Below are 21,542 nucleotides of genomic sequence, written 5' to 3'. Positions count from 1 at the left end.
TTTTCTGCCATCATACTTATGGATAAGAGTGCTCGTATCTACATTGCAGGTCATCGTGGACTAGTCGGTAGTGCCATCTATAGGGAGCTCAAGCAACAGGGATACAAAAATCTCATTACCCGTACTCATGCGGAGCTTGACCTCCTAGATGCTGTGGCTGTTCGCAGGTTTTTCGACGAAGAGCAGCCTCAGTATGTATTCCTTGCAGCAGCTTTTGTTGGGGGGATACTTGCCAATAGCCGCTATCGGGCAGAATTTATCTATAAAAACCTAGGGATACAACAAAATGTAATTGGTGAGAGCTATCGCCATCATGTAGAGAAACTCCTCTTCCTCGGGAGTACTTGCATCTATCCTGCCAACGCACCTCAGCCCATGAAAGAGGAATGTCTCCTGACCTCTCCTCTAGAGTATACCAACGAGCCCTACGCTATCGCCAAGATTGCCGGGCTCAAGATGTGTGAGAGCTTTAACCTACAATATGGTTGCAACTATCTTGCAGTAATGCCCACCAATCTCTATGGACCCGGAGATAATTTTCATCTCGAAAATAGTCATGTATTACCGGCTATGATGCGTAAAATGCACTTAGCAAAACTCCTTCGCCAGGCAGACGTGGAAGCCTTACGACGCGATATTGCCTTGCGTCCTATCTCGGGATTGGACCAAAACTCCTCCTTGGATCAAATTACCGAGCGTCTTGCCTTCTTTGGTATCACTTCGGATCAGCTTGTCCTTTGGGGATCGGGTACTGTTTTTCGGGAGTTTATGTGGAGCGAAGATATGGCAGCAGCATGTGTCTATGTAATGAATCATATTGATTTTACTCGCCTATCGGCAGATGCTCCCGAGGGAGAAATCCGCAATTGTCACCTCAATGTAGGTACAGGCGTAGAGCATTCTATTGCCCAAATTGCCGAAGAGGTGCGAAAGACAGTCAACTTTGAGGGCACTATCGCTTTCGATCATATTCACCCCGATGGTACCCGACGAAAACTTACAGACCCTTCTCGCCTTAGAGACCTTGGATGGGAATATGCCACCTCTATAGAGGAGGGCCTTCCCAAATTATACCAATGGTATTGTCAAACAAATGCGCTATAAAACGACTTTCGCAACAATACGAACTTATCTTCTTCCGTTGATAGATTATATGCTTACTCCAGATATAGAAGCTCAGTGTATAGAGCTTATTAAGAATGAAGTTGTACCCGCTACGGGCTGCACAGAGCCGGTAGCCGTTGCTCTAGCTGCTGCACAAGCTGCCCAAACTCTGGGAGAACCTTCTACGTCTATAGAGGTGCTCCTGAGTGCTAATATGCTTAAAAATGCCATGGGAGTAGGGATTCCCGGTACAGGGATGATCGGTCTTCCCATTGCTGTTGCGTTAGGAATTATTTTAGCAGACCCCGCTAAGGAACTCACTATACTAGAAAACTTTACCCAAGAGCAACTGACTCAAGCAAAAGCCCTAGTAGAGAAAAAGATCATGTCTATACGTCTCAAAGAAGGCGATATAGATAAGCTATACATAGAAATTAACCTAAAGGGTGCTAACCATACAGCCAGCACAATTATCCAAAGCAACCACCGCAATATCGCCTATATACGTCGAGACGAAGAGATTCTCCGCGATCATCTCTCTAGCAGTGCTTCTTCTACACAAGGGGCTAGCGATGAAGCGAAGGGCCTACAGCTCACTTTTGATGTAGTCTATGAGTTTGCAACTACAACACCTCTAGAGAAGCTCTCTTTTATACAAGAGGCTGCCCGACTCAATAAAGCTGCAAGCGAATTTAGTCTCAAAGGCTCCTATGGTCACTCCGTTGGGCAGATGATACGAGGAGATTGGGGCAAGAGGTATCTAGGGAACTCCGCTCTTACAGAGATGCTTACCTACACAAGTGCGGCCTGCGATGCCCGTATGGATGGTGCTCCCGTTACTGTAATGAGCAACTCCGGCAGTGGCAATCAGGGAATTACGGCTACCCTACCGGTACTAACCTTTGCCCAGCATGAGGGAGCAAGCGAGGAGCAGACTATACGAGCATTGGTACTCAGCAACCTTATGGTGATCTACGTAAAGCAAAAGTTAGGTCGCCTATCGGCTCTCTGTGGATGCGTTGTAGCAGCAACAGGATCTAGTTGTGGTTTGACCTACCTAATGGGCGGCAGTAGAGAACAAGTAGAGTTCGCCATAAAAAATATGGTAGGTAACATTACGGGAATGTTGTGCGATGGCGCCAAGCCAAGTTGCAGTATGAAGGTCTCGAGTGGCGTATCCACGGCCATGTTCTCTGCCCTACTAGCCATGGAACACAAGGTAGTCACTAGTAGTGAAGGTATTGTGGATGAGAGCGTCGATTCTACCATAGACAATCTCGCAAGTATTGGACGTATCGGCATGAACGAGACGGATCGACTTGTTCTCGATATCATGACTCAGAAGTAATATTAAGTTCTCTTTTATAAATCGTTTACCCCTATCTAATCATATATGGATTCTACATTCTCTCCATCAAGGACCATACGACCACAGCGCATGTCTTTCTATGGTTTTCTTCGACTTGTGCTGATCAATTGGTATTGGTTTGCCCTATCTCTAGCAGTAGCCTTCGGTTTTTCCAAACTGTTGGGGAGTAGTTCTGCTGTCGGGTACAATAAGTACCGCATGGCTGTAATGACACGTTTTCCTATACAGCCTCCTGAGTATACTAAGATCTTTGTGGGAGGGAATTCAGAAAAGGAAGCTCCGCTTTGGAAGCATACTCCCGCTTTTGACGCTGCTCAAATCTATGGATGGATTGTATCAGCAGACATGATCGATCGAGCCGGAAAGAGAGAGGGATTTGAAGTCGAGTATGAACAACGAAGTACTTTTTCTTCTCGAGATATATATAATTATATCCCATTTAGACTGCTCTTCCCCGATGCTTTAGATACCGACTACTTCACTTTGGTGGCGCAACAAAAGCCTAACGGTCTGGAACTCTCTAAAATAAAAGGGACATATCAAGGGCAGAAGATTGAAGGTAAAGATTCATACACTATACTACTCCCTTGGAATAGTTGCATCGAAACTCCCATAGGAAAAGTAATCCTACAAGATAATCCGGGGTGGGAAGAATATGGAGCAGATGGCTATGCCTTAGACAAGCCCATCTACATTACAAGGCGGATGATAACAGAAGCGCGCATCCAGTACGACTGGAGTATGGTGATTGAGAATCCTCTCCCCAATTTCCTTAATGTGATAATCGCTACCGCAGGCTCCGCTCGACGTTCAAAGCAAATACTTGACGGGATGCTTATTGATCTAGACTCTCTTGTGCGCTACAATGTGGCACTCGACTTGGACAAAGAGCAAGAGATGATAGAGGCCGCTCTTCAGAGACTCATGTACCCAGACTCCATCTCCTCTAGCCTTACGACAGAAAGCCGCACAGGAGAGATTACGGATTTGCAGGATAGGCTTGCCCGTTGTATAAGCAATCGGGAGGTCCTACGCTACGACAATTTGATTGAGGTTACTGCGACTCCGACGATTCAGCCAGCTGCCATAGGAGAATCTTCTGTCAGAAGTATCCTTTTGCTTTTAGGGCTTATTATCCCAACAGTATTAGTCTATTATGTATGGATATTACAAGGTAGAATTTTGGAGCCTCGACAACTATCTCCCTTCTGGCAGAATGCCCTTATCTCAACGCTTCGCCTACATCGTAAGAGAAAAATTTACACAGATACTCCCGAAACGATCGATACGCTCCGTTTTACTCTTCAGTCTTATCAGAAAGAAGATGCCGCCGGCCCCATATTGCTAACTACTCCATCTAAAAGCTTAGATGCCCAGAAACGACTGAGTAAATTGGTGGAAGATCTTGCTGCAAATTACTCATTAAGCGGAGGGAATAAGAGTAAAATCGTACATCTTCTTCATGCCTGCAATCATGCTACAGATAGCTTACCTCATGCACGTATTATAGAAGCAGGTTACTGGGGCAGTAAGCAATTCTATCAAGATTTAGCTCCTACAGAAGGAGAGGGCAAGTCCCTAAACTTCTTGATAGCTCCTTCCGATTCGGTTCACCTATTGGCTTCTCATGTCTCCCAAATCGTTGTGGTGGTTGAGCAAGATTATAGCAAATCACCTCTTCTCTCAGATCTTGAGCATTCACTATCTCAGGATATTCCTTCTATCCAGGTCCTTTGGGTATGCCATGGATTCCCATCTGTTCGATAATCTATTCAAAGCCAACTCGTATCCTCTATGATCATTAATAGTCTTCTCGATACAGACCTGTACAAGTTTACTACGGGTTATGCTTATGCCAAACTATTCCCCTATGCCTATGGACACTTTAAGTTCATAGATCGGGATCATCGTATCTATCCTAAGGGGTTTGCTCAATTGCTAAGAGAAGAGATTGACCATATGTCTCGAATTGCTCTAAGTGATAGCGAAGCACAGTTTATAGCCCATCGGATGCCCTATATCCCTCCCACTCATATTGATATGCTAAGGGGGTTTCGTTTCAATCCCGACGAACTTACTATCACACAAGACAGTGAGGGTCATTTGTTTATAGATGCAGAAGGGCCCCTCTATCGAGTAACTCTTTGGGAGACGCCCATCCTAGCGCTAGTAAGTGAATTGTACTATCGGGTGATGAATATCGCTCCAGACGAAGAGTATATGCAGCGAGTGGCTATAGAAAAGGCTCATCGACTAGAAAAGGAGAGTCTGAACTTCTCGCTATTCGGGATGCGCCGACGCTTCAGTTACGAGGTTGAAGACAAAATTACCCGTATCATGCAAGAGTATGCTCCGCAGCACTTCTTTGGTACGAGCAACGTGCACTTTGCGCATAAATACAACCTCAATGTATCGGGTACCCATCCCCACGAGTGGATCCAGTTCCATGGCGCTATATATGGCTACAAAATGGCTAATTATATGGCGATGGAAGACTGGATTAACGTGTACGATGGAGACTTAGGAACCGTGCTTACAGACACCTATACAACGGATGTTTTCTTGAGGAATTTCAGTAAAAAACATGCTCAACTATACACGAGTTTGCGCCACGATAGCGGAGATCCTTTCCAATTTGTAGACAAGGCAATTGCTCGCTATCGAGAGCTAAAGGTGGATCCGAAAATTAAATATATCATCTTCTCCGATAGTCTCAACGTAGACAAAGCCCTAAGAATACAGAACTATTGTGCCGATCAGATTCGTTGCTCCTTTGGTATTGGTACGAATCTCACCAATGATACGGGTTGTGGTGTAGCCCCATCAAACATTGTGATGAAACTATGGCGCTGTAAGATGACAGAGCGAGAGGAGTGGAGCCATTGTGTAAAACTTAGTGATGCGCACGGGAAATATACAGGTACTCCCGAAGAGATTGATCTAGCCCGTCTTACATTGGGGATTAAAGACTGATTAGCCCTCAAATCTCGATAGAAATGGAGAGTATAAAGCCCCAAATTGCCATTTTTGCAGGTTCATTTGACCCCATACATATTGGGCATATGGCATTGGCCAATTACATTCTCTGCCATAGCGAGGGGATCGAACAACTTTGGTTTGTACCTACCGCTCAAAATCCGCTTAAGCCTCGAGCAACGGAGCTCTCCTTTTCTCAGCGATGCCACCTTATCGAAGAAGTGATAGCCAACGACCCTCGATTTTCTTGCTGCCGCATAGAGGAGACTTTACCCGCTCCCCATTACACGATATACACACTAGACGAATTGAGAGAGCATTACCCCCAGTACCAATTTGTCCTCATAATGGGAGCCGATAATTGGCTTACTATAGAGCGCTGGTATCGTTGGGGAGAATTGATTGAGCAATACCCTATTTTGGTCTATCCTCGTCCCGGTTACCCTCTCCCTAGAGAGGTAGAGAATGCTAATGTATCGCTATTGCATGACGCTCCGCTCATGGAGATCTCTTCTTCTGATATCAGATCGGCTCGACATAAGGGACAAGACCTCCGCTATTGGATGCCTCGCCCCGAACTTTTTGATCTTCTCTAATCCCTCCTCAACAATGCCCAGACCCCGCCGCAAACTTTCTGCCCTGCAAGCAACCTGTATTTCGGCTATTTGGTTTGTAATTGCAGGCTGGCTTTTTTCTTCCGTTAGGCTGGATATTTTTTCAATCTTAGCCATCATTCTTTCGGGAATCATCGTCTTTATTGCTCTGTATAAGAGCTGTCGTTAAATCCTCGTTGGTCCCCCTTGATATATACACTTCTCCACCTCTGCTCCGGCCACAATGCCCTATGTTCTACTAGTTATTCGTACTTTTGAGGGTGGATTAAGAATGAAACTCTACTCACCTCAGATATATTAAGACTCAATGGATATACTATTAGTAGGCTATGGACGCATGGGGAAAGCCATCGAAAAAGAGGCTTTACGGAGAGGACATCGTATTACCGGAATCTTCGATGCTGATGGCGAATGCTTTACCGATCAAGAGCAATTGCCATCCGCTGATGTCTGTATCGAGTTTACAACTCCTCAGACTGCCTATAAAAACTGCCTACATGGGATCAACAAAGGGTTGCCGGTAGTATCGGGCACAACAGGCTGGCGCGATGATATACAGAAGCTACAAAACGACATCTTGACCTCCAAGAGCGGCACCTTTTTCTATGCTAGCAATTTTAGTTTAGGGGTAAATATCCTTTTTGAACTCAATAGACGCCTTGCCAGAATCATGCAGAAGGCGCCCGAATACAGCGTCTCTCTAGAGGAAACACACCATATACACAAGCTAGATGCCCCCAGTGGCACGGCTATTACTTTGGCCGAAGATATAATAAAAGAGTCCCCTAGTCTGGAGGGATGGACCCTTGCCCCGGATTCTGCTCCTCACACTCTCCCTATAGAAGCCAAGCGAATAGGAGAGGTCCCCGGTATTCACAGTATCAAGTGGCATTCTCCGGTTGACGAACTCACACTTACCCACGAGGCGTTCGGAAGAGAGGGCTTTGCCCTTGGAGCGGTACTCGCAGCCGAATATGCTGCGACTCACCACGGAGTACTCTCAATGAGTATGATGCTTGGATTTACAGAATAAATCCTCCTAATCAAATAACGAAGAACCTAATATAAAGTATATATGCAACACAATAGCACCCAGAAGAAAAAGCTATTAACCCGACACAATATTGTAGGAGTTATTGTATCTCTTCTTTTTATCATATTTGCCATTTGGGCAGGTTGGCTATGGTTGATTTTCCTTCCCCTAATCATAGATTATTACTTCTTCCACAAGATCAAATGGAATTGGTACACCTCCATCCAAAACAATCTATTGCGTAATATTTGCGCATGGATCTGCGATATCATTTGCTGTGTTATTGGGGTGGCATTGCTCAATATCTACTTCTTCCAAAACTTTGCTATCCCCTCTTCTTCTCTTGAGAAGACCTTGCTCGTAGGGGATTATCTCTATGTTGATAAACTGAGCTACGGCCCAAGGCTCCCGAATACTCCTCTGGCCATTCCTCTGGTTCACAATACATTTTTGGGAGGTAAGAGCTATAGTGAGACACCTACACTCAAATATCGTCGCCTTCCCGGGCGAGGTCATGTAGAGCGCGAAGACCTAGTCGTTTTTAATTTCCCCGCCGGAGATACTGTAGCAGTAAAGGTTCCCAACCCCGATTACTATACCCTTATAGCTCTCTATGGGCGTGATGCCGTATGGAGAAATACGGCTGAATTTGGAGAAGTAGTGTATCGCCCCGTAGATCGTCGCGACCACTACGTAAAACGTTGTGTAGGAATGCCGGGAGAGACCCTCCAAATCCGCAACAACGATCTCTATATTAATGGAGAAAAACAAGCTCGCCCCAAGTATATGCAGCTCAATTATTATGTGCAAGCAAAGTCTGAAGGCCTATCGGAACGCGACTTTGAAACGTTGGGCATTAGCGAGAGTGACCGTGGCTATATCCAGCTATCTCCCGAAACTTCTACGTCTCTATCCGGTATGGGGTTTGACCTAGCCTTAGAGGGGGGGAAGAGCTCTTTCTATCACTTCCCTCTCACCGAAGAGATGCTACAAAAGCTACAAAGCGATCCTAGAGTGCTCAAAATAGTGGTAGAACCCGATAGCGAAGGGTTTACCTATCCCGTAGATGCCCACTTGGGATGGAGCCGAGATAACTATGGCCCTATACTCATCCCCAAGAAGGGAATGACCATCAAGCTGTCTCCTACTAATATATCGCTCTACAGACGCTGCATAGAGGCATACGAAAGACACTCCGTGGCTGTAGATAGTAATGGCATTATCAAGATTGATGGAGAGGCTAAGGATACATATACTTTTGCCATGGACTACTATTTCATGATGGGAGATAACCGCCACAATTCTGCCGATAGCCGCTACTGGGGATTCGTACCCGAAGATCATATTGTAGGTAAACCGGTTCTTCTTTGGCTCTCTTTGGACAAAGACAAAGGGCTATTCTCCGGCAAGATCCGCTGGCGTCGTATGTTCCGTAAAGTGACTAAGTGGTAGTAATCACCTTCCCTATTCGGTAAGATGGCATCCCAAGAGTCTATGAAGAGGAAGCGTCTGGCATGGAAATACTATGCCCTCCCGCTCTTTTTTATCATCTTGGTGGTCTTGTTGCGCCTCTGGGTAGGCTTTGTATACCATGTGCCCAAAGAGAGTGAGACTTTTGGGAAATATGCCGGACGTTACCTTCTGATGGTACGAATAGGCTCTCCCAAACGGGGAGACCTTGTGCTTGCAACCTTCGAAAACAAAGGTAAGAGGGCTGATACCCGTCGCTTGCCTTTATTGGTTGCAGGGCTACCTGGTGATACTATCGAATCGTATGCAGGTGCTATCTATGTCAATGGCAAATCGTGGTTCCCCGACAGCGCTCAAAAACGCCCCTCTTCACTAACCTACCAGGCGGCAGATCCTGGCCACTATCGTTTGGTACTTCGGTCTAATGAGTTCTGGTTACTAACCTACTCTCGCCATAATAATAGGGACTCTCGCCACTATGGCCCAATAGCTCGCAATCGGTTGTTTGGCATACAAGCCCTATGATATTATCTACAGCCTACGCTCCTCCCATACAATACTTCGCAAAACTAGCCTCCGGTAGAGTCCTTCTCGAGGCTTGTGAGCATTATATTAAGCAGACCTATCGCAATAGATGTCGCATACTAGCAGCCGATGGCGTACAAGAGCTGACTATTCCGGTAGAGCAAGGCGCCTCTGAGCAATGCCCCATCCGAGAGGTGCGCATCTCGGAGCACAACAACTGGCGAGCAAGACACTGGCAAACGCTAAAAAGCTGCTATGGAATGGCCCCTTTTTACGAGTATTATGCGCCCGATATTGAGCCATTCTACCATAAGCAATATACCTTCTTGTACGACTTTAATTTGGAGTTAATAGAGCTTATTGCAGGGTTAATGCACTTGGATATCTCAATCACGGAAACTGATACGTATCAAGCCTCATCTCCCGAGGATTTTAGGCTCTCTATCCGTCCTAAAAAGCCTGCTTTCGATCCCTCTTTCGATGCTAATGTCCCCTACTACCAAGTATTCAAAGGGGAGAATGGTATAGACTTTACGCCCAATCTGAGCGTTTACGATCTCCTTTTCAATGAAGGGCCTCTAGCCCCTATTCTACTCAAAAAATCAATCATTCTCTTCCCATCTATCCAATGAGCTAGCACTGCAATTGCTGCTCAAGTGTGGTGATGGTTGTAGCAAAATCATGATCTATAGATATAGCATCACGGGTTGAATTACAGCCATGGATGACGGTAGCATGACTCCTCCCCCCTAGGTAATGACCGATGCTGGAGAGGGACTCTTTGGTGTGCTTATTAGCCAAAAACATGATGACGTGGCGAGCCATAACAATATCTTGGCGGCGGCTTTTCCCCTTTACTTGATGTGCCGGGATGTGGAAGTTCTCACACACAAGTCTTTGTATATTCTCTAGCGTTACCTCTCTCTCCTCTAAGCGAATTGTACGAGATAGAATCTCCCGACTAAATGGTAGGTCTATGGGGCTACCTGTAACAGAGGCACTCAAGAAGATACTAGAGAGTACTCCATCGATCTCTCGTACACTGTGGGAAGCATTCTTGACAATGAAGTCACTCACCTCCTCGGTAAGGACAACACCTCCTTGGCTTGCGAGTTTATTGAGAATTTCACGACGGAGGCATAGGTCCGGGCGTTTGATCTGCGCCGTAAGAGATCCTGCCATACGAGAGACAATACGCTCACTCAGGGCATTAAAATCACTTACAGAGCGATCTGACGTGAGTACAATCTGCTTCCCAAGGGAGTATAGGTGATTGAAAATCTCAAAGAAAGCCTGCTGCGAACGCTCTTTCCCCTCCAATTCTTGTATATCATCAAGGAGTAATACGTCTATCTGCTGATAGTACTTGATGAAGTCGGGTACCTTCTTATTTTTACTTGCTGCTGTAAATTGCTGTACAAACTGTAACGTAGTGACGTAGAGTACACGCATCTCCGGATGCTGACGGAGTATCTCCCATCCCATGGCATTCATCATATGCGTCTTCCCTACTCCTGGGGGGCCGTAAATAAAGAAGGGGTTCATCATAGCATCTCCCGGCTCTACAGAGATACGACGAGCCAGGGAAAGAGCTACATCATTAGACTCTCCACGAATAAACGAATCGAACGTAAAAGGAGGGAGCAACTTTGTGTCCCACTGGGGAGGGGTAGTAGCTCCTGCATCGCTGTGAGGGACTGAAATACTTTGAGGAATACTTGCCGGAGAGGTTGATAGAGAGACTTCGGACATCGAAGTAACTAGGCACCCTTCTGTTGCGTTATTGGAGGTGCTATCTACCATTGCATGGTATCTTAGTCGAGCATGTTCGCCAAGTACAGACCGCAAGGCTTGCTCCATTTGGGGCTTAAAATTCTGCTCAATAAATTCGCAGAAAAAGGCACTAGGTACCTTTACCACGATGGTATTATTCCCCTCTAAGCGCACGGGCTCTATGGGATGAAACCAAGTATTAAACTGCTCGGAGGGAATATGAGCACTCAAGTGTACGAGACACTCTTGCCATATGCTATTCACATTTTGTTCCATATTCTCTCTTTAGGCGTTCTATATATTCTTACTTTACATCCTTATTATACCTTCGCAAAGAGGAGAGGCTCCCCCTAAGGAGAGAGGATCACTCGCTCAAAACTTCCTAATAATAGGAGTAAAGCGTAGTGCAATCGACCTCTCCTTCCTATTAAGTCGAAGGTGTAATTTGGTCTTCCGAGATAGTATAACCTACCCCTCTATTTTACTCTGACGAACTAGAAATTTCAAGTGATCTCTAGTTCAATCACATCGCAAAACTAGTGCTTATTTTCGGGCTAAGCAAACCAAGATTTTTCACAAATAGGCTAATGATATAGCTAACTACCTATAGAATCAGCACCTTGCGTAAGCACTTATAGACCACTAAGAAGAAAGCATATAAATGCCTATATATTAAAGAGATATAAAACATGGATTTTATGAAACGGCAAGTTATCAACAATCAAGAAAAAGCGTAACTCCCTTACTATATTGCACTTTAGGTGTGTAACAACATAGGGAGAATAGCTTTCTTCGATAATCAGACAAAGTACAACTTACCAGGTGGAATAGCGAAAGGGGAATAGCTGCACCGATTGTTTGCTTGCATGCACAAACGCCATTTGCTTTTGGAGGTCTACACATCTCTTTTGGAGGCTTCTCCCGCAGCTTTAGAGCCTGAGAGGATATCAAGGATCATTTGGGCATTGTAGCAATCGTCGTAACGAGGAGATAAGAGTTTTGCCCTATGCTCTTGCTCTTCTAGGGTAAACTCACGAGATGCAATGGCACAAGCTTCGTGTAGAATGTCCTCATCACTCTTTACTCGGTAGACGCTCTCCTCTAGCCCTGTCCCGTAGACCATCTCTTCATTTGCTATGATGTACCGACCGGCATAAAGGGCATTGAGGAGCTTTAGTTTAAGCCCTGTTGGCTGATTTGTGACCAAGATATGTGCAGAAGCCTGCTCTATGAGACGCTCCATTCGTTCGCCTGATACGTTGGCCTCTAGGCGGACGTTTTCGCTTTTCTGTACGCATTTTTGGAGGCTGGGAGGTGGATTTCGTCCTGCTACTACGAGAGGAAGAGGAAGTTGAGAAGCTAGGCGAATCAATCTCTTGGCCGTAAGTTCATTCTCGAGGACAGAGAGTTGTCCATGAAATAAGAAGTAATTTCCACTCCCCGGTAGGCTCTTCACCTCTTGATCACCATGAAAGCCCGACACCCATTGCACCTCTACCTCTGGATAGTTGTGTGCAAAATAATCTCGCTCTCGGGGGGTAATTGCTAGGATATGATGTGCATAACGGAGGTTCTTCTCAAAGGAATGTAAGCGAAGACTCTCAAGGGCGAAATAGAACTTCTTGAATAGATTTCGAGTGCCCTTTGCCAGATAGTGGTAGTACTCATGCTCTATATTGCAAGCACGGACTATGCGAAGGCGATTGCGAAGAGCCGGGTGAGATAAAAAGTGACATGTATGCAACCCTTCAAAGAGAATAGGAGCATCGTCTTCTAAAAGATGGGAGAGAAGAAGCTGGGAACGACGGCTATAAACGATATAAGGCTCATGCGACAAGGCCGAGAATATCCCTCTCAGACGAGGATAGTAGTAAACCTTTTCGCACAAATCCTCTAGCTCCTTTTGCTGAGGTCTGCCATACTGATAGCAATGCAGTATAACGTCTATACCTTGCTTGGCAAGGGCTTTTACTTTATAGTAAACATCTATTACCCCGCCATAATCTGCAGGATAGGGAACATCAAAAGATACTATGTGTAAATGTCTTTCCATGGTATTGCAATTATGATTTGCAGTAAAGCCCCCCGGGAAGAGGCTTAATATAGCCGTCAAACTCGAGCGTGAACAGCTTATTAGATAGCTCAGCAGCTGATAGCCCCAAGCGTACAAGAAGATCATTAAAGTGTATCGTTTCCTCCTCCAAAATGAGGTGCAATACAGGATCATCAGGGAGATCTTGAGGGGCAAAAAGAGAGGGAATGGTCTCCTCCTCTTCTCCATTAGGCTTCCCCCATCCCAGCACAGATATAATACTATCAGCATTAACGGCAGGGACGGCCTGCATAGATGCTATGATGCGATTGCACCCTACAGAGGTAGAATCAGTAATACGCCCCGGAACGGCAAATACCTCCCGACCATAGCCCGAAGCCATGGCCGCAGTGAGAAGAGATCCCCCACGAGCTGCACTCTCTACCACAAGGGTGGCATGAGAGAGGCCTGCTACGATACGATTGCGGCCTACAAAATGGTGACGTTCCACTTTACTTCCCCAGGAGTACTCGCTGAGTAATCCCCCATTTTTGAGCATCTCAATAGCAATATTGCGGTGTGCTGCAGGGTAAATCCGATCTAAACCGTGAGCTAAGACGCCGATAGTGGGGATTCCTAAGTCGAGGGCTACTTTGTGTGCCTTTACATCGATGCCAAATGCCAATCCACTAATCACCACAAGATCGGGGACCTTATTTGCCAAATCTTCGAGTAGTACTTCTACCGCTTTTAAGCCATAGCGAGACGCACGCCTTGTACCCACTACACTAATACAATGAGGAGAATGTAAAGCCTCTCTATTGCCAATATAAAAGAAGGCGGGAGGTGGATCTGCACACTCTGCAAGTAACTGAGGATAGTCCGTATCCCCTAATCCAAATGTATAGATATGCTTTCTCCGGGCCTCTTTGATCTCTCGTTCGGCACTCTCGAGTAACTCAGGAAGAGAAAGGTGCGACACCACACGCCTATAAAGCGCAGGTGCCACACCTTCTAAAATAGCGGGATTGGAAAAAATATCGCAGACATCATCTACAGCCTCTAAGATACGACGAAGAGTAATAGCTCCTACACCCTCTATTCTACTTAGAGCTAAAAGATAAGCTGCCTTGTCCATCAGCTTCCTAAAAGCTAGATATTAATGCTCTTTTAACCAAGCAAAAGCATTGGCAAAAGCTTCCATCCATGGGGTTACTTCGTGCGAGGTATCAGGATAGAACCCACACTGCCAGGGGAATACAGATCGCTCTGGGTGTGGCATGATAGCTAGGTGACGACCATCATCACTGCAAATGGCAGCAACACCCTCCGGAGAGCCATTAGGGTTACCTGGATAGGTCTTATAGTCGTATTGAGCAACGATATTGTACTGATCGATAGGAGCATCAAAGGCAAAACGACCTTCGCCATGGGCGCACCATACTCCAAGGGTGGTACCGGCTAGTGAACCCATCATTATCGAATTGTTTTTGGGAATGGTTAGCCCAACAAAGCAGCTCTCAAACTTGTGCGACTCGTTGTGCAACATTTTGTGGCGGGGCTTTTTATCGGCATAGAGAAGACCGAGCTCGGCCATTAGTTGACAGCCATTGCACACACCCAAACTGAGGGTATCGGGGCGAGCATAGAAAGCATCGATAGCCTCCTTTGCTCGTTCATTGTACAAGATACCTGCAGCCCATCCCTTAGCGGAGCCGAGCACGTCACTATTAGAGAATCCACCACAGAAAACAAGCATCCGTACATCCTCTAAGGTCTCGCGTCCTGAGGTAAGGTCCGTAAGGTGTACGTCTTTTACATCGAACCCTGCAAGGTGAAGGGCATACGCCATTTCGCGCTCTCCATTCGTTCCCTTATCTCGTAGAACGGCAGCGACAATACCCGAGTGCTTACTTCTGTCGGCATCAAGTCCTAAAGAGGTTTTCTTGCCAGAGAAGTCTTGAGGTAAGCGATAACGGATAGGCTGGATGGGATAGTTCTCAAAACGCTCTTGAGCAAGTCTCTCTGTCGATTGATAGCGATCTAATAAGAACGATGGGCGATACCAATCTGTACGAGCCTTATCTATATCAATAGTAATCAATTTATCCCCCTTCTTAATTGAGAGTGTACGCTCATCCGAAGGAGTGGCAATTACAGCAAAAGCAACACCCATTTCATCGAGTACCTTCTGAGCCTTATCAAGATTATTTACTTGGAGTAATACCCCGGGGTTCTCTGCATAGAGGAGCTTGGTAAGGTCTTCTTCTTCAAGCTCAGAGAGGTCGATAGAAAGACCGCCCTTGGTGTTGGCAAAACACATCTCGAGCAATGCCGTAAGCATCCCCCCTGCCGATATATCATGCCCGGCAAGTACGAGATCTTTCTTAATAAGCGATTGTACAGCCTCAAATGCATCTGCAAAATACTCAGAATTGGCTATAGTTGGAGCGGAGTCGCCGACCTTACCCAGACTCTGGAAGAAGGCAGAACCACCCAAAGCAAGGGGCGCAAAACTAAAGTCAATGTACAAAAGGGAAGAGCCCGCAACAGGCTGAATAACCGGTGTTACAATCTTACGAATGTCGCTTACCGGAGCTGCTGCCGATATAATAACCGTACCGGGGCTTACAACGGATGGCTCTGTCGGATACTTTTGTGTCATAGAGAGCGAGTCTTTCCCAGTGGGGATATTGATACCCAACTCTATGGCAAAATCGGAACAAGCCTCTACGGCACGATACAAACGTGCGTCTTCTCCCTCATTGCGGCAGGGCCACATCCAATTGGCGCTTAGCGAAACACTCTGTAATCCCTCGGTAAGAGGAGCAAAAACGATATTGGTCAAAGCCTCTGCAATAGAGAGTATTGAACCCGTAGCAGAGTCTATAAGTCCGGCTTGAGGCGCATGCCCAATAGTTGTAGCATAGCCCTTCTCGCCTCGATAGTCTAGTGAAATAGCACCAAGATCTGCAAGAGGGAGCTGTAGCTCACCACAACATTGCTGACGTGCGATGCGCCCTGTCACAGATCGGTCTACCTTATTGGTTAGCCAATCTTTACAAGCAACAGATTCCAAACTGAGCACTCCTTGAAGGTACTTCTCGGGAGCCTGAGCATCGTATGTTGCATCTTGATAAGAGTGCTCCAGCGTAGTGTCTCTCATGATAGTACGCGGGGGCTTTGCTAGCATATCCTCTACAGCAAGATGGATTGCTTCTTCTTTAGTAGACTTTCGTCCAAAACAAAGTTCGTGACTATCGGTAGTCTTACCCACCTTATATATAGGGGCCTTCTCACGAGCGGCAATAGCGGCAATTCGCTCATAGTCTTTTTCTTCGATGAGCAAGCCCATACGCTCTTGACTCTCGTTGCCAATGATTTCCCTATCTGATAGGGTGGCATCCCCTACGGGGAGGGCGTCAATATCTATCTCACCACCGGTGGCTTCGATAAGTTCTGTAAGGCAGTTAAGGTGCCCGCCGGCTCCGTGATCGTGAATACTAATGATAGGATTATCGTCACTCTCGGCAAGAGCTCGCACCACATTTTCTACACGTTTTTGCATTTCCGGATTGGCTCTCTGTACGGCGTTAAGCTCAATGCCGGCACTATACTGCCCTGTATTTACAGAGCTTACAGCGCCACCGCCCATACCAATACGGTAGTTATCACCACCGAGTACCACAACTGTCTCTCCGGCCTTGGGTTCCTCTTTAATGGCATCTCGCTGGCGAGCATAACCGATCCCCCCGGCAAGCATAATCACCTTGTCGTAGCCATAACGTGTAGCCTCGGCATCTTCTTGATGTTCGAAGGTAAGTAGCGAACCCGTGATGATAGGCTGACCAAACTTATTTCCGAAGTCACTGGCTCCATTAGATGCCTTTGTAAGAATGCCTTGAGGATGCTGATAAAGCCATGGACGAGCCTCCATAGACATAGGGATAGTGGACTGAAGGCGAGGATAACTTGTCATATATACGGCTGTACCGGCCACAGGAATAGAAGCCTTCCCCCCTGCCATACGATCTCGGATCTCCCCTCCGGTACCCGTGGCTGCCCCATTGAAGGGCTCCACTGTTGTGGGGAAATTGTGCGTCTCTGCCTTGAGAGAAAGTACAGTATCAATAGGTTGAGTGGAGAACAATGAGGGGCGATCGCCACAAGATGGGGCAAATTGCTCCACCCTTGGCCCCTTGACGAAAGCTACATTGTCTTTGTAAGCGGATACCAAACCATTGGGATTAGCTTCCGAAGTAGCCTTGATCATGGAGAAAAGAGATTGCTCCTGCTCCTCTCCATCAATAACAAAGGTGCCATTAAATATCTTATGTCGGCAATGCTCCGAGTTTACCTGAGAGAAGCCAAATAGCTCGCTATCGGTGAGCTTACGTCCCAAACGCTTTGAAAGATTTTGAAGGAAATCAATCTCTTTTTCGCTTAGAGCCAACCCCTCAGAATGGTTGTAAGCCGCAATATCATCTATGTACGCAATGGGAGCCGGAGTGGCATCCGTATGGAATATAGTAGCTGCCGGAGCATGGTATACACACTCGGTCATAGGGTCGAATGCGGGTTGCTCTTCCTTAACACGTCTAAGCAACTCAATGCGCGTAATCCCCTCAATACCCATGTTTTGAGTAATCTCTACTGCATTGGTACTCCAAGGAGAAACAATCTCACTACGAGGTCCTATATAATCTCCTTCGGCTTGCTCTGTAGGGGTAGTTTTGCCTTCTAAAGCAAAAAGCCATTGGAGCCTTTCAAGGTCTTGATCAGAAAAAACGCCACTATGCTCTACGGCATAGAGGATATCGCACTGCGAGGGGAAATAACTAATCATCGCTATTCTGTAATAAAAAATAAATCTGGCATCCTAAATTCTCTCCCAAGAGAAAGTGCAGAAGCCTTGCAAAAGTAGGAATTTTCTCGCATCTAGCGAACATTCTCGGCTGAGAGAATACAAAAAGAGGAGAGACTTATTTAGAATAAAGTCTCCCCCCATAATATCTAAAGGGTCTCTCTATCTTATTAACAAAGAGGAATCTTTGCCACTCTTGCTTCGTGCCGTCCTCCTTCAAAATCGGTAGAGAGGAATGCCATTATGATCTTCTTAGCTTCGTCCAACGAAATGAATCGAGCCGGGAGTGAAAGTACATTGGCATTATTGTGCGCTCTACCCAGTGCTGCAATCTCTTCGTTCCAAGAAAGTGCAGCACGCACATGGGGATGCTTATTGAGAGCCATAGATATGCCATTGCCCGAGCCACATATGGCAATCCCCCACTCTAGATCGCCACTATCGATGGCCTCTCCCAATTTGTGTGCAAAATCGGGATAATCGGCACGCTCTTCGCTGTAAGTGCCAAAATCTTGATACTCAATACCCTGATCTGCAAGGATCTTCTTTACCTCTTCTTTGAGGGCAAAACCGGCATGATCCGAACACAATCCAAATCTTTTCATAGCAATGAAAAACCTTTCTATATTATCTCTTTCGTAAAATCTTTAGTCCCTTTACCCCGAGAGGTGCATGGGATGGAAATTATCTCCTTTTGCACACAATAAGTAGGGGGAAGAGCTAGCTCGAACACTCACGAGAGCGAGAGGCAACACTCATCCCCCAAGCCATTGCAGGATAGGCTTAGACCTATCTATTTGCTTAAATCTTGGTTACAAGATCTTCGGGTACACCATCTCCCAAAGTTGTATTGAGGCGGTATCCCTTTCCGTGTACGTTCTTAATTTCGAGAGTGGGGTCTTCCTTCAAGATCTTGCGTAGCTTGGTAATGTATACATCCATACTACGAGCATTGAAGTAATTGTCGTTCTCCCAAATCGTTTTGAGGGCATAGTTGCGCTCCAAAGTTTCGTTTGCAAAAGAGCAAAGGAGGCTGAGAAGCTGACTCTCCTTGGTGGTGAGCTTTATCACCTTTTCGCCAATGGTAAGTGTTTGCTTCTGTATGTCAAAAAAGAACTTACCCAACTGATAGTAGGGCATTACCTTAGACTCAACTCCCTTTACACGTCGCAAAATTGCTTCGATGCGAGCCAATAATTCATCAAGACTGAATGGTTTTGTCACATAGTCATCAGCCCCCACTTCAAAGCCATGAAGTACATCTCCTTTCTCTGTCTTTGCTGTGAGGAAAATAATGGGCACCATAGTGTTTATTGCACGAATGTCTCTAGCAAGAGCAAAACCATCCTTATGAGGCATCATTACATCGAGGATACAGAGGTCGTACTCTGTCTTCTCAAAGTTATGAAGCCCCTCTTCACCATCGCGAAATAGATGAGTCTCGAATCCCTTGGTGTCAAGATACTCCTTGAGCAAGAGACCTAGATTTTCATCGTCTTCGCAGAAAAAGATTTTCGTTTTTTCATTCATAGCTACTTATTATTGATTGTTTCCTTTTATTCTTAATTCCTCTACAATAGAAAATCTAAAGGAGGACTATTGTTCATCCGAGGGAGCATCTTCGGTGGGCAACTCAAAGATCATGGTTGTACCTACCCCTATCTCACTTTCCACTTTTACACGCCCTTTCATAGTTTTGATTGTAGCTTTTACATACGAAAGCCCCAATCCAAATCCCTTCACATCATGTACATCTCCCGTATCTACACGATAATACTGGCGAAATATATTGCGTTGATCCTGACGCGATATACCAATACCATTGTCTTTTATCTCAATACGAAGCACACTAGGCTTGGGGTTCGAGGTCGACAAATGGAGTCTGGGAGGCACTTTGTGTTTGGAGTATTTAATGGCGTTGTCTAGGACATTAAATATGATGTTCTGAAAGTGCATCTTATCCACATTGAGGTAACTATTCTTGGCACTGAGATCCGAAGTCATACCCCCCATTTTCTCTTCGCACTTGAAGGTGTAGACGGTAATGGCATCTTCTAGCAGGTCATGGGCATCGAATAGGACGGGCTTAAAGCGTATTTTACTCTCGTTTACAAGCGTAAACTGTAAGATCTTTTCGATCAAGAAAAATAGCCGCTTCGTCTCGCTCTGCATGGCTCCTAACAATCGTTTACGGCGTGTGGGATCCTGTACAAGCACATCCTCATCGAGCATCTCAGACGCTAGTTTTATAGAGGTTACAGGGGTCTTTAGCTCGTGCGTCATGTTGTGCACAAAGTCTTTTCTACCTCGCTCGAAACGCTGTTGGCGCACAAAGAAAACCAGAGCTACGGCAAAAAGTATTAACAAGACCAATGTAGTAAATATGGTAGCAACTGTATAGGTGTGTGTGGTGATGTATCTATTGTGCTCATAAAAGACTACTTCTACAACGCCCTGACCGGAGTTACTCATGGAGATCCTACTGAAAAGAGTATGGTGTACACTATTCTCCGGAGTGGCAACAGCGTTATGGGAGGGCCCCTTCTCGTATACTAAGTCGTTGTCTTTATTGTAAATGCGAATGATAAAGTCCTCATATACTCCCACCTTCTCCAGTGAATATTTAAGGGAAGCATCGAGATATGAGTAAGAGATCTTATCGAAGGAGGGATGAATATCACTCTCCAGGTCTATAATAGAACTCAAGATAACCTCATTAAGGGCATCTTGATGAAATAGATAAGCATCTAGTAATCGTCTCTGAACGTCCATTGTAAACAGAGATCGAGAGTCCTTTACAGTCGGAGGAAGCGGGGGGATTGTATCCTCTAGATACGCCATGGAACGATCCGAAACGCGAGATCGGTTGGCCGGAGAATTCCACGATACGAGGTCTCTGATGCGATTGTCTAGAACAGAAGGTGGCGTTCTACGCTCATCATCTCTCCAGTCGTCTAGCATCTTACAGACCATGTTGCGAAGATCGAGCTGACTTGCGACAAACTGAGCCACAGCCTCCCGTTCTACCTCTTCTATGGCCTGATCTACAGCATTCTTTACATTGGAGAGAAAATACTCCTGACGCATCTCATGCATATCTCGCAAGAAGCGAAACTGCGTGTAGAGCGACACAGTTAAAGCCAATACAGGTAAAACAAAAAGAATTATGACCCAACGCTTCTTAAACATACAAGCTCTTCATCTCTTTTTTCTCCTTTATATAACAGAATACATAAGAGAAAAACTCTTCTATAATAGAACAACGCAATCTCTCCCACCCGGGGAGAAATCTGCGAATTTGGGTACTTGAGGATACTCTCAAACGCGGCGATTAGCTTTCTATTAATACCTACTCGCATCATCTTACAGATACAAAAATAACAATAATCCCCTAATAGGCAAGAGGGTTAAAGAGATCTTTATCAAAAAGCTTCCGGCCAGCCACCAAAAAGCTATAGAATAAGAGATAAAGAACGCCCTCAGCACAAAGGGATAGGGCACTTGGGCAAGGAAGGGATGGAAAGTGCGGCTAAACTCTCCTTTACGATGCGCTCCACGAGGTTAATAGGCAGATAAAACGGTATCTTTCTTCTTTTGGGTTCTTCCTCCAAAGGGAGCGCAAGATCGCCCTTTCTTAGAAAAAGAAAAAGCACCTTGCAAGACTATGCAAAGTGCTTCTTTCTACTCTTGTCGGGATGACTAGATTCGAACTAGCGACCCCACGCCCCCCAGACGCGTACTCTAACCGGACTGAGCTACATCCCGAACAACGGCTGCAAAGG

16 protein-coding genes and 1 tRNA gene are annotated in these 21,542 nt (G+C 45.8%); 9 read left to right on the top strand and 8 right to left on the bottom strand.

The window, feature by feature from the left end; translation table 11 throughout:
- Nucleotides 1-18 precede the first annotated feature (18 nt).
- From Q0090_RS03825 to Q0090_RS03785, 9 genes are all read left to right on the top strand, one after another.
- Nucleotides 19-1,104, top strand: a complete 1,086-nt coding sequence (locus tag Q0090_RS03825) for a GDP-L-fucose synthase (RefSeq protein WP_297947621.1) — start codon at nt 19-21, stop codon at nt 1,102-1,104.
- 49 nt (nt 1,105-1,153) lie between these two features.
- The gene (locus Q0090_RS03820) at nt 1,154-2,452 is read left to right on the top strand and encodes an L-serine ammonia-lyase, iron-sulfur-dependent, subunit alpha (RefSeq protein WP_297947619.1); all 1,299 of its coding nucleotides are present in this window, start codon (nt 1,154-1,156) and stop codon (nt 2,450-2,452) included.
- 45 nt (nt 2,453-2,497) lie between these two features.
- Nucleotides 2,498-4,240, top strand: coding sequence for a hypothetical protein (locus Q0090_RS03815; protein WP_297947617.1), 1,743 nt, complete (start codon nt 2,498-2,500; stop codon nt 4,238-4,240).
- 27 nt (nt 4,241-4,267) lie between these two features.
- Entirely contained in the window at nt 4,268-5,446 is a 1,179-nt protein-coding gene (gene pncB, locus Q0090_RS03810; RefSeq protein ID WP_297947615.1) for a nicotinate phosphoribosyltransferase, read from the top strand.
- A 23-nt stretch (nt 5,447-5,469) separates the two neighbouring features.
- The gene (gene nadD / locus Q0090_RS03805; protein WP_297947613.1) at nt 5,470-6,045 is read left to right on the top strand and encodes a nicotinate (nicotinamide) nucleotide adenylyltransferase; all 576 of its coding nucleotides are present in this window, start codon (nt 5,470-5,472) and stop codon (nt 6,043-6,045) included.
- Between the two features lie 325 nt (nt 6,046-6,370).
- Entirely contained in the window at nt 6,371-7,096 is a 726-nt protein-coding gene (locus Q0090_RS03800; protein ID WP_297947597.1) for a dihydrodipicolinate reductase C-terminal domain-containing protein, read from the top strand.
- Nucleotides 7,097-7,138: 42 nt separating this feature from the next.
- A complete protein-coding gene (gene lepB, locus Q0090_RS03795; protein WP_297947594.1) occupies nt 7,139-8,548 on the top strand; it encodes a signal peptidase I in 1,410 nt (469 codons plus the stop codon).
- 42 nt (nt 8,549-8,590) lie between these two features.
- Entirely contained in the window at nt 8,591-9,091 is a 501-nt protein-coding gene (lepB, locus tag Q0090_RS03790; protein WP_297947592.1) for a signal peptidase I, read from the top strand.
- Complete coding sequence (locus Q0090_RS03785) at nt 9,088-9,723, top strand: WbqC family protein (RefSeq protein ID WP_297947590.1); 636 nt, start codon at nt 9,088-9,090, stop codon at nt 9,721-9,723. The genes lepB (Q0090_RS03790) and Q0090_RS03785 overlap by 4 nt, the downstream gene beginning before the upstream one ends.
- A gap of 1 nt (nt 9,724) precedes the next feature.
- Here Q0090_RS03785 and dnaA read toward each other — a convergent pair whose 3' ends face one another.
- The 8 genes from dnaA to Q0090_RS03745 all read right to left on the bottom strand — a co-directional run bounded on the left by dnaA (nt 9,725) and on the right by Q0090_RS03745 (nt 21,525).
- Nucleotides 9,725-11,140, bottom strand: coding sequence for a chromosomal replication initiator protein DnaA (gene dnaA / locus Q0090_RS03780; RefSeq protein ID WP_297947588.1), 1,416 nt, complete (start codon nt 11,138-11,140; stop codon nt 9,725-9,727).
- A 619-nt stretch (nt 11,141-11,759) separates the two neighbouring features.
- Nucleotides 11,760-12,917 (bottom strand): glycosyltransferase, encoded by a 1,158-nt coding sequence (locus Q0090_RS03775; RefSeq protein ID WP_297947586.1) that lies wholly within the window; start codon nt 12,915-12,917, stop codon nt 11,760-11,762.
- A gap of 10 nt (nt 12,918-12,927) precedes the next feature.
- Nucleotides 12,928-14,034 (bottom strand): DNA-processing protein DprA, encoded by a 1,107-nt coding sequence (gene dprA / locus Q0090_RS03770; RefSeq protein WP_297947584.1) that lies wholly within the window; start codon nt 14,032-14,034, stop codon nt 12,928-12,930.
- Nucleotides 14,035-14,055: 21 nt separating this feature from the next.
- Nucleotides 14,056-17,742 (bottom strand): phosphoribosylformylglycinamidine synthase, encoded by a 3,687-nt coding sequence (purL, locus tag Q0090_RS03765; RefSeq protein WP_297947582.1) that lies wholly within the window; start codon nt 17,740-17,742, stop codon nt 14,056-14,058.
- A 188-nt stretch (nt 17,743-17,930) separates the two neighbouring features.
- Entirely contained in the window at nt 17,931-18,365 is a 435-nt protein-coding gene (rpiB, locus tag Q0090_RS03760) for a ribose 5-phosphate isomerase B (protein WP_297947580.1), read from the bottom strand.
- 196 nt (nt 18,366-18,561) lie between these two features.
- Nucleotides 18,562-19,290: a response regulator transcription factor gene (locus Q0090_RS03755; protein ID WP_297947578.1), complete on the bottom strand. Its 729-nt coding sequence runs from the start codon at nt 19,288-19,290 to the stop codon at nt 18,562-18,564.
- A 66-nt stretch (nt 19,291-19,356) separates the two neighbouring features.
- A complete protein-coding gene (locus Q0090_RS03750) occupies nt 19,357-20,949 on the bottom strand; it encodes a HAMP domain-containing sensor histidine kinase (protein ID WP_297947576.1) in 1,593 nt (530 codons plus the stop codon).
- Between the two features lie 501 nt (nt 20,950-21,450).
- Nucleotides 21,451-21,525 (bottom strand) — tRNA-Pro (locus tag Q0090_RS03745).
- Nucleotides 21,526-21,542: the final 17 nt, after the last annotated feature.

It is taken from the genome of uncultured Porphyromonas sp. (assembly GCF_938023125.1).
GTDB lineage: Bacteria > Bacteroidota > Bacteroidia > Bacteroidales > Porphyromonadaceae > Porphyromonas.
Note: the sequence above shows the minus strand (reverse complement) of the source record. Positions and strands in the feature narration are given on the sequence as shown.

Bases quoted from the DNA above. Each gene is read 5' to 3' on its own strand.
- Q0090_RS03825 (WP_297947621.1), top strand. From the start codon at position 19: ATGGATAAGAGTGCTCGTATCTACATTGCAGGTCATCGTGGACTAGTC.
- Q0090_RS03820 (WP_297947619.1), top strand. From the start codon at position 1,154: ATGCTTACTCCAGATATAGAAGCTCAGTGTATAGAGCTTATTAAGAAT.
- Q0090_RS03815 (WP_297947617.1), top strand. From the start codon at position 2,498: ATGGATTCTACATTCTCTCCATCAAGGACCATACGACCACAGCGCATG.
- pncB (WP_297947615.1), top strand. From the start codon at position 4,268: ATGATCATTAATAGTCTTCTCGATACAGACCTGTACAAGTTTACTACG.
- nadD (WP_297947613.1), top strand. From the start codon at position 5,470: ATGGAGAGTATAAAGCCCCAAATTGCCATTTTTGCAGGTTCATTTGAC.
- Q0090_RS03800 (WP_297947597.1), top strand. From the start codon at position 6,371: ATGGATATACTATTAGTAGGCTATGGACGCATGGGGAAAGCCATCGAA.
- lepB (WP_297947594.1), top strand. From the start codon at position 7,139: ATGCAACACAATAGCACCCAGAAGAAAAAGCTATTAACCCGACACAAT.
- lepB (WP_297947592.1), top strand. From the start codon at position 8,591: ATGAAGAGGAAGCGTCTGGCATGGAAATACTATGCCCTCCCGCTCTTT.
- Q0090_RS03785 (WP_297947590.1), top strand. From the start codon at position 9,088: ATGATATTATCTACAGCCTACGCTCCTCCCATACAATACTTCGCAAAA.
- dnaA (WP_297947588.1), bottom strand. From the start codon at position 11,140: ATGGAACAAAATGTGAATAGCATATGGCAAGAGTGTCTCGTACACTTG.
- Q0090_RS03775 (WP_297947586.1), bottom strand. From the start codon at position 12,917: ATGGAAAGACATTTACACATAGTATCTTTTGATGTTCCCTATCCTGCA.
- dprA (WP_297947584.1), bottom strand. From the start codon at position 14,034: ATGGACAAGGCAGCTTATCTTTTAGCTCTAAGTAGAATAGAGGGTGTA.
- purL (WP_297947582.1), bottom strand. From the start codon at position 17,742: ATGATTAGTTATTTCCCCTCGCAGTGCGATATCCTCTATGCCGTAGAG.
- rpiB (WP_297947580.1), bottom strand. From the start codon at position 18,365: ATGAAAAGATTTGGATTGTGTTCGGATCATGCCGGTTTTGCCCTCAAA.
- Q0090_RS03755 (WP_297947578.1), bottom strand. From the start codon at position 19,290: ATGAATGAAAAAACGAAAATCTTTTTCTGCGAAGACGATGAAAATCTA.
- Q0090_RS03750 (WP_297947576.1), bottom strand. From the start codon at position 20,949: ATGTTTAAGAAGCGTTGGGTCATAATTCTTTTTGTTTTACCTGTATTG.